Here is a 7950-nt window from a genome sequence, read left to right as displayed (position 1 = left end):
CAAATGAGTATTTTGCTCTTCCCCGGAGCAGTAATTTCCATCCAAATGGCCTATGCAGGAAGGGCTTTGCAGTTTCGCCCGATCTTTCTGGCCAGCTTCTTTTCCTCCCTCTTTTCCGGAGTGCTGGCAGTATTTTTAGCCTATCAGGGGCTTGGCTCCTTTGCCATGGCCTATCAGCAGATTTCCTATTACTTTTTTACCATGCTGATATTATTCTTATGCCTTCCTTGGAGACCGAAGCTTTTATTTCGGCTTTCCTCTTTATCAGCTTTATTTCATTTTGGCTGGAAAATTCTTTTTTCCGGACTACTGGATCAGATTTGGCAAAATATCTATGGTCTTGTCATCGGAAAACGCTACAAGGTAGAGGAACTGGCGCTTTACAATCGGGGAGAAATGTTTCCAAAGCTTCTGTCCTCCACCCTTTCCACCATGATATCCGGAGTAATGTTTCCCGCCTTTTCCAAGATGCAAGAGGAAAAGGATGCCTTACAGGAAATGGCCAGGAAAACCATTCGTTTTTCCGCCTTCCTTTTGTTTCCCATTCTTTTTGGACTAATGGCAGTGGCAAAGCCCTTTATCATCTTACTGCTCACCAAGAAATGGATAGGGATGTTACCCTATCTACGTTTTCTTTCCGTGACGTATTTATTCTTACCCCTGCACATGTGCAATCTACAACTGATGAACAGTCAGGGGCGCTCGGATTTATTTCTGAAGCTGGAAATTATCAAGAAGATTTTGGGCATAATTATTCTTCTGTTAACTTTTCCCTTCGGCATCTTCGTCATGCTCTTTGGGAAAAATGTGGGAGAAGTTCTATGCCTGTATTTAAACGCCAAACCCAATGAAAAACTGATACAATACGGCTTCTTCTCCCAATTAAAAGACTGCCTGGCATCCTTTATCGCATCCTTTCTTATGGGAGGAATTGTCTATCTGACTCAAAAATTGTTAGAAAAAAGAGGAATGACAGAACTATGGCAACTCATAGCCCTCATCCCCCTAGGAGCAATCTGCTATATACTATTTTCATTGCTGCTGAACAGAAAAGATATCAAAACGTTAATGGAATTAAACCCTTTAAAGAGAAAAGGAATATAGAAAACAATTAGCCAAAGCAAACGAAGCTGTATAGGCATGAAAGCGTGTAACCTGAGCCTGTTGGTACATGTAGAAAGCCTTCGAAGAGAAGAACAGTAGAAATCAAATAATGTAAGCGAACGATGCTTAATAGGCATGAAAGAAGGCAATCTGAGCCTCTCGGTATAAGCAGAAAATCTGCGAAGAGAAGAACTGAAGAAAACCAAAGCCAAAGCGAACGAAGCTGTATAGGTATGAAAGAGGGTAATCTGAGCCCGTCGGTACTAAGCGAAAAACACAGGTACTGTGTTTTTCGCTTAGTATCCGCTACGTGGCGAGGTTAGCGGGAGCGTGCCCGATTTCATATCCATACAGCATCGGAGCGTTGCCTTTTATTATTTTACAGTTCTGCACTACAAAGGCGAAGTTAGCGGGAGCGTGCCCGATTTCATATCCATACAGCTTCGGAGCGTTGCCCTTGATTTTTCTACAGTTTTTTTTACGCAGAGCGAGGTTGGCGCAAGCGTGCCCGCTTTCCTGCCTACAAAGAATCGGAGCGTAGCCCTTTTCTTCTCCTCTTTCTCTCCGAAAGATACACAAAGCAATTTTTAAAAAGCCTTCCCTCAATCCTCAGCATTCTTCCAAGAGGCACTTCCCGGAAATCCACCTTCTTCATTTCCTTTCTTTCCTTTAAGCCTCTAAAGATACCCTTCCGATAAGCTTTTCCATAGCCCTTCTTTTGGAAGTAAAGAGCCTTAATCAAAATTCCCAGTAAGAAGGGCAGGAAATTCAGAATTTTCAGCCCTAGAGGAAAGTTTTTGTAGAGAAGGAAGATAGAGTTTCTGGCTGAAAGCTCCACTTTAAAATCACTGTATTTTCCGCCGCTGGTTCCGGAGCCCACATGCTTACAGAGGGCAGTGGGGCAGTAGTAAACGGAATATCCTTTCCACTGGGCTCGAAAGGATAAGTCCACATCCTCCAGATAGGCAAAATGTTTTTCGTCAAAAAGTCCGGTTTTTTCTAAAAGAGGAATGCTATATAGGGAAGCTCCTCCACAGGCGGAAAATACCTTTTCGGCCTTAGTCCACCGGGAAGCTTCATCCTCTAAACCTCTTTGGAAGGGAAAACCTAAGAGGCAAAGCTCATCCCCGGCGTCATCCATAAGGCTTGGGTCATGCATCTTTACCATTTTGGAGGAAAGGGCGAATACCTTTTCTCCTTTTTTTTCTTTTTCTTCCATGAAAAGCAGAAGCTGCTCTACAAAATCCGGAGCCACCTCCGTATCGTTGTTTAAAAGCAGGGCATAGCTTGCCCCTTGCTCCTTGGCCCAGAGGATTCCCTGGTTCACCGCAGTGGCAAAGCCGGTATTTTCCGTATTCTGAATCAGGAAAATCCGCTCCGGATCCTGCTCCATCCAATACTTGATTTGCTTTTCACTATCATCCTTGGAAGCATTGTCCACAAAAAGAATAGAAAAGTCCTGCCTGCTTTGAGAAAGCAAAGCAGGCATGCACTTTTCTAAAAAATGAGCTCCATTATAGTTTGGTATAACGATGGTTGTTTTCATTTGTTTGTCCCTTAGGCATTGGGTTCAATGATATTTTCTTCCGCTTCCTTCGCCACTTCCTTCTTGGAATCGGCTACACTCTTGGCATCCTCTGCACTTTGCTTACCGGCAACAACAGGATCGGTAGGATCGTAGTTCTGCTCTCTGGGGATAGCCTGCATGATGGCATCCTTTTCGATGGGACCCTTGTCCCAGGCATCGGAATACACATTTACGGGAGTTCCGTTCTTACAGTTTTCATAGACCCACTGGGAATCGATGGCTCTTAAACGGATACATCCGCCGGAGATGGCCTGGTCGATAAAGTTGTAGTTGATGGCATCAAAGCTGTGGGGATCTGCCTTTTCATACAATAAGGAATGAATCAAAAATCCCTTATAGAAACGGGAGAGGAACTGGGTATAGCAATCCTTATGCATGAAGTGCCAACGATATTTCTGGTAAATCTTGAAAGTACCAAGAGGGGTATCCGGTCCCACACTGCACATCATAGTCTTATAAGGAATAGTGAACTTTCCTTCCTCGTCCTTGGTCATGACATAGAGGGTTCTGGTTTCCTTATTAATACGAATACTGTAGGCTGCCTGCTTACCCATAATCGGCTCTAAGTCCTTTAAAGCAATTCCCTGCTCATTCAGGTAAATGCGATAGCCGTTTACCACCTTCCAGCCTCTCTGGGCAACACCGTTTTCAAAGTAGTACTGGTTGGAATCCGGGTCGAAAGCATAGCCGGTATAGGGGCTGTTGTCAGCGGTCTGGTACTTAGGTTCTCCATTTTCAAAATAGAGTCCCTCCTGATATGCACTGTCCAATGCTTTTCCGCGCTTTCCGCTAAACTCCACACCGTTTTTCCAAAGGGCAATCTTTAAGCCCACAATGTATTTATCCCCGGAAAAGCTTCCACAGGCTTCTCCGCTTTTCGCCCAATCCGTTACGGTACCGTCACTTAATACCGCACGGTAGTAGATTTCTCCCATGGTATGGGTATATCCCTTGACTCTCAACATAATGGCAGTAACGGTTCCCTTATCCGGTGTGGTTTCTCCGGAAGCTGCCCAGGGACCCCAGGAGCCGGAGGGAGAATAGGTACGATAATACCATCTTCCTACGTTCTGGTGCTCCAGCATGATTCTTTGGAAGCCGTTGGGGCTGAAGGTAAAGGACTGGTTGTCCTGACTGTAACCGTAGTCGATTCGTTCTCCGGCGGAATTATAAATATAGTAGGTCGCCAAAGGAACCAGATTTAAAACCGGGTCTGCGGCCACGTCTCCCGCATGATCGGTGGTCATAAAGGGACGAATGGCATCTACGGTAAGCTCTGTTTTTTCCAAGGGAGCGGATTCCTGTACGGTGGCATTATTCTCTCCGCCGTTATTCTGGGAACTACTGTTTGTATTCTCTCCGGCATTGCCGCTTCCGGAACTTGTATTTCCGGGGCTTAGCACTGCACTATTACTTCCGTCTACAGGACCCTGAGAAATTGAGGGGGCATTTTCCTCTGTATATACAATGGCAGTATTCTCTGTACTCTCTACCGGATTTGCCATGGCAAGAAAGGGTTGTGATGCAGAGATACTCATTAGCGTAAGAATGGCAGCGAACTTTTTCGCTTGATTCATAGTTAACCTCCTTAAATTCTAATATACCTATGAACCTTAACACAAAAACGCAAAAAGAACTAGGGAGCATTTACATTTTCATGGGATTACTATAGAATTGTAAAAATCTCGACAGAATTTAAGGAGGAAGTAATGAAAAAGAAAGAAGAGCTCTACGTTACAAAATCAAGCCTTCCTCCTTTGGAGGAATTTCTTCCCTATTTGGAAAAGCTATGGGAGACTCGTCTTTTAACCAATATGGGGGAATTCCATGAACATTTTAAAAAAGAGCTTTCCGCCTTTCTTTCCGTGGAAAATACGGAGCTTTTTGTGAATGGTCATATTGCTTTAGAGCTTTTGATTGAAAGCCTTGGAAAAAAGGGAGAAATCATTACCACTCCCTTTTCCTTTGCCAGCACTACCCATGCCATTGTAAGAAACGGCTGTACGCCGGTGTTTTGTGATATTGAAGAGGATTTTTATACCTTGGATGTAAAGAAGATTCGCTCCCTTATTACAAAGGATACGGTGGCGATTTTACCGGTGCATGTCTATGGACATATTTGCGAAGTGGAAGAGCTGGATAAAATCTCTAAGGAATACGGCATTCCGGTACTCTATGATGCTGCCCATGCCTTTGGGGAACGCTATCATGGAAGAGGCGTAGGGAGCTTTGGTTATGCTTCCATGTTTTCTTTTCATGCCACCAAGGTTTTTCACAGCATTGAGGGCGGAGCGGTTTGCATTGGAGAGAAAAATCCTGAGCTTATGCATAAGCTTTATGCCTTGAAAAATTTCGGTATTATGGGGCAGGAAAGCGTAGAGTTGGTGGGTTGTAACGGGAAAATGAATGAATTTTCCGCTGCCATGGGACTTTGTAATCTTTGGCATATCGAGGAATATATCAAGGAAAGAGAGAAACGATACCGGCATTATGAAAGCCTGTTAAAGGACGTCCCCGGTCTTGTTTTCCCTAAGGGGCAGGAGGGGGTGGAGAAAAACTATGCCTACCTTCCTGTACGGATTTTAGGAGAGGGAAGAAGAAATCAGATCTTCTCCCTTCTGGAAAAGGAAGGCATTCATCCCAGAAAATACTTTTATCCTTTGATTTCCGAGTATGATTGCTATAAAGGAAAGTTTTCGGGGGATAGCACGCCGATAGCCAAGAGAATTGCGGAGGAAATACTGACTTTGCCCATCTATCCTGATTTGGATTTTTCCGATATTGAAAGAATTTCCGTTATTTTACAAAAGGAGTGTTCATGAAAAATATTCTGTGTACAGCCTTGGGCTCCTTTTCCACCAAGACGGTTATAGAAGGACTGGAAAAGAAGGGCTACACCGTATATGGTGCGGACTGTTATCCCGGAGAGTGGATTCCCATGGCGAAAAGGGTGAAGGACTTTGCGCAAATTCCCTTAGTACGGGAGGAAGAGGTATATTTGGATAGAATTCTTTCCTTATGTAAGGAGTGGGAGCTTTCCGCTATTTTTCCGCTGATTGATTTGGAAGTGGATTTTTATGAAAAACATAAGGAACGCTTTCAAAAGGAGGGAATTACCCTTTGTATTCCCAAGGGGGATCTAAGTCTGATTCGGGACAAATACCTTTTAAGTAAATTTCTTTCCGACAAGCTGGAAGAGGGATTTTCCGTGATTCCCGGAGAAGAGTATGAAGATTTGGATTTTGAGAACCTATCTTTTCCCATGATTGCCAAGAAAAGAAACGGCCGTTCCTCAGAGGGCTTGTGTGAGATAGAGGACGAGGATCAGCTGGGCTTTTTCTGCAATAAGATGTGGCGGGAAGAGGAGAAGAACTACATTTTCCAAAGAAAAATCGAAGGGAAGGTCTATACGGTAGATTACTTTCGAGGTCATGGGGGAGTGGATAGAGCACTGGTACGGAAAGAAAATCTTCGGACGAAAAATGGAGCCGGAGTCAGTGTGGAAATTTTGCCGGAGAAGGGCATTGAAAGGCAGTGCAAGCGGATTGCAGAAGCTTTAAATCTTTATGGTCTTGTGAATTTTGAGTGGATTTATGAGGAGCAGGAGGACTGCTTTTATTTTCTGGAAATTAATCCTCGTCCCTCAGGAGGCATCGGATTTTCTGTCCTGGCAGGAGCGCCCTTTGTGGAAGAAGCAGTAAGTTTCTACCTTTCTGAGGCATCGGAAAGGGATGCGGATGGAGAGGATGCTGTAACAATGCGGTCAGAAACAAAGCCGATGGCGGATTTTTCTTCTCAAAAGCCGGAAAAGGCTATCCGCTATGGTTTTTACGGAAAGTATTATGATGATTTTTATCTTTCCTAGCTAAGACAGATAAAAAGTTCAAAAATTCTTCTAAGGAGGATATGTTGGAAGAAAAGAAATTACTCTGGATTATTCCCGCTTACAATGAGGCGAAGAGTCTGGACGCGGTGGTGGAAGATATTTTGTCCGTAGACCCTAAAGCGGAATATATTATTGTTTCCGACGGTTCCACAGACGGAACTGTGGAGCTTTGCCAAAAAAAGGGCTATTCCTACCTTGCCCTTCCGGAAAACCTCGGCTTAACAGCCTGTTTTCAAACCGGTATGCGTTATGCGGATCAAAGGGGCTATGCCTATGCTTTGCAGTTTGACGGCGACGGACAACACCGGGCGGAGGATGTGGCGGCTTTGCTGGAGGAGGCGGAAAATGGCGTGGACATTGTTTGCGGTTCCCGTTTTTTGGAAAAGAAAAAAGGAGGCTCTTTACGAGACTTCGGTTCTTCCTTAATCAGCCTGGCTATTCTTTTAAGAACCGGTACAAAACTGACGGACCCCACCTGCGGACTTCGGATTTACGGGCGGGAAGCCATTCTTCGCTTTTCCAGAGAACGAAATTTCTCCCCGGAGCCGGATACCTTGGCTCATTTACTTTTGGCGGGAATGACAGTTTCCGAGGTGCCGGTAAAGATTCGGGAAAGACGGGAGGGAGAGTCCTACCTAAAGCCCTGGAATGCGGCAAAATATATGACCAGAGTGCTTTTGTCTATTCTTTTTTTCGGAAATACAAAAATATAGAAAGTAGTGAAAAAGAACGTAATGAGTGTAGAGGCAGTAGGAAAACAGGGAGGGCGGAAGCCTTCCTTCATGAAAAATGATGTGCTTTGGAACGGAATAGGCAGTATGTGCTATGCCTTGGCTTCCATGGTGCTGGCTTTCTTTGTCCTTCGTTTAGGGGGAGAGGAGCAGGGAGGAATCTTCGGCTTCGGTTACTCTACTTTGGGACAACAGTTTTTCATTGTGGCTTACTTTGGACTTCGCCCCTTTCATATCACAGATATGAAGGGAGAGTTTTCTTTTCGACAATACAGGCAGTTTCGCAGTCTTACCGGAGGTTTGGCTCTGATTTTGGCTGTGCTTTTTCTTCTGTTTCAGTACGGTAGCGGTCTTTATACCGGGGAGAAGAGTCTGATATTATTCTTCCTATGTCTCTTTAAAATAGGGGATGCCTTTTGTGATGTGTATGAGTCGGAACTGCAAAGAAGGGGCGTTTTGTATAAGGCCGGACAGTCCATGTTTCTTCGCACGGTTTTTTCCGTCCTGGCTCTTCTGATTTTTCTTGGAATCACTAAAAATCTTTTCTTGGGCGCCATTGCTATGAATCTGGCACAGGCGGCCTCCTTCTTTCTCTTTTCCCTTCTCCCTTTAAAAGCCACCAAGCCCCTGGGGGAAGAAAA

Annotated in this window: 7 protein-coding genes; 5 read left to right on the top strand and 2 right to left on the bottom strand. The window is 44.6% G+C overall.

Translation table 11 applies throughout. From position 1 onward, the window contains the following. The coding region (locus ACO4PX_RS02600; RefSeq protein ID WP_485571274.1) for an oligosaccharide flippase family protein at positions 1-1104 on the top strand (1104 nt) is incomplete at its 5' end. 520 nt (positions 1105-1624) lie between these two features. Here the strand turns inward: ACO4PX_RS02600 and ACO4PX_RS02595 are convergent. Then, entirely contained in the window at positions 1625-2650 is a 1026-nt protein-coding gene (locus ACO4PX_RS02595; RefSeq protein ID WP_485571272.1) for a glycosyltransferase family 2 protein, read from the bottom strand. Positions 2651-2661: 11 nt separating this feature from the next. After that, positions 2662-4269: a L,D-transpeptidase family protein gene (locus ACO4PX_RS02590; RefSeq protein ID WP_485571270.1), complete on the bottom strand. Its 1608-nt coding sequence runs from the start codon at positions 4267-4269 to the stop codon at positions 2662-2664. 132 nt (positions 4270-4401) lie between these two features. Here ACO4PX_RS02590 and ACO4PX_RS02585 point away from each other — a divergent pair, with 132 nt between their 5' ends. The 4 genes from ACO4PX_RS02585 to ACO4PX_RS02570 form a co-directional block, all read left to right on the top strand. Further along, a complete protein-coding gene (locus tag ACO4PX_RS02585) occupies positions 4402-5514 on the top strand; it encodes a DegT/DnrJ/EryC1/StrS family aminotransferase (protein WP_315369810.1) in 1113 nt (370 codons plus the stop codon). After that, the gene (locus tag ACO4PX_RS02580; protein ID WP_485571268.1) at positions 5511-6557 is read left to right on the top strand and encodes an ATP-grasp domain-containing protein; all 1047 of its coding nucleotides are present in this window, start codon (positions 5511-5513) and stop codon (positions 6555-6557) included. The genes ACO4PX_RS02585 and ACO4PX_RS02580 overlap by 4 nt, the downstream gene beginning before the upstream one ends. Before the next feature lie 41 nt (positions 6558-6598). Further along, entirely contained in the window at positions 6599-7291 is a 693-nt protein-coding gene (locus tag ACO4PX_RS02575) for a glycosyltransferase family 2 protein (RefSeq protein WP_315369812.1), read from the top strand. A gap of 6 nt (positions 7292-7297) precedes the next feature. Then, positions 7298-7950 (top strand): lipopolysaccharide biosynthesis protein (locus tag ACO4PX_RS02570; protein WP_485571266.1); only part of this gene is annotated, 653 nt, incomplete at its 3' end.

Source organism: Oribacterium sp. (assembly GCF_057249185.1).
Note: the sequence above shows the minus strand (reverse complement) of the source record. Positions and strands in the feature narration are given on the sequence as shown.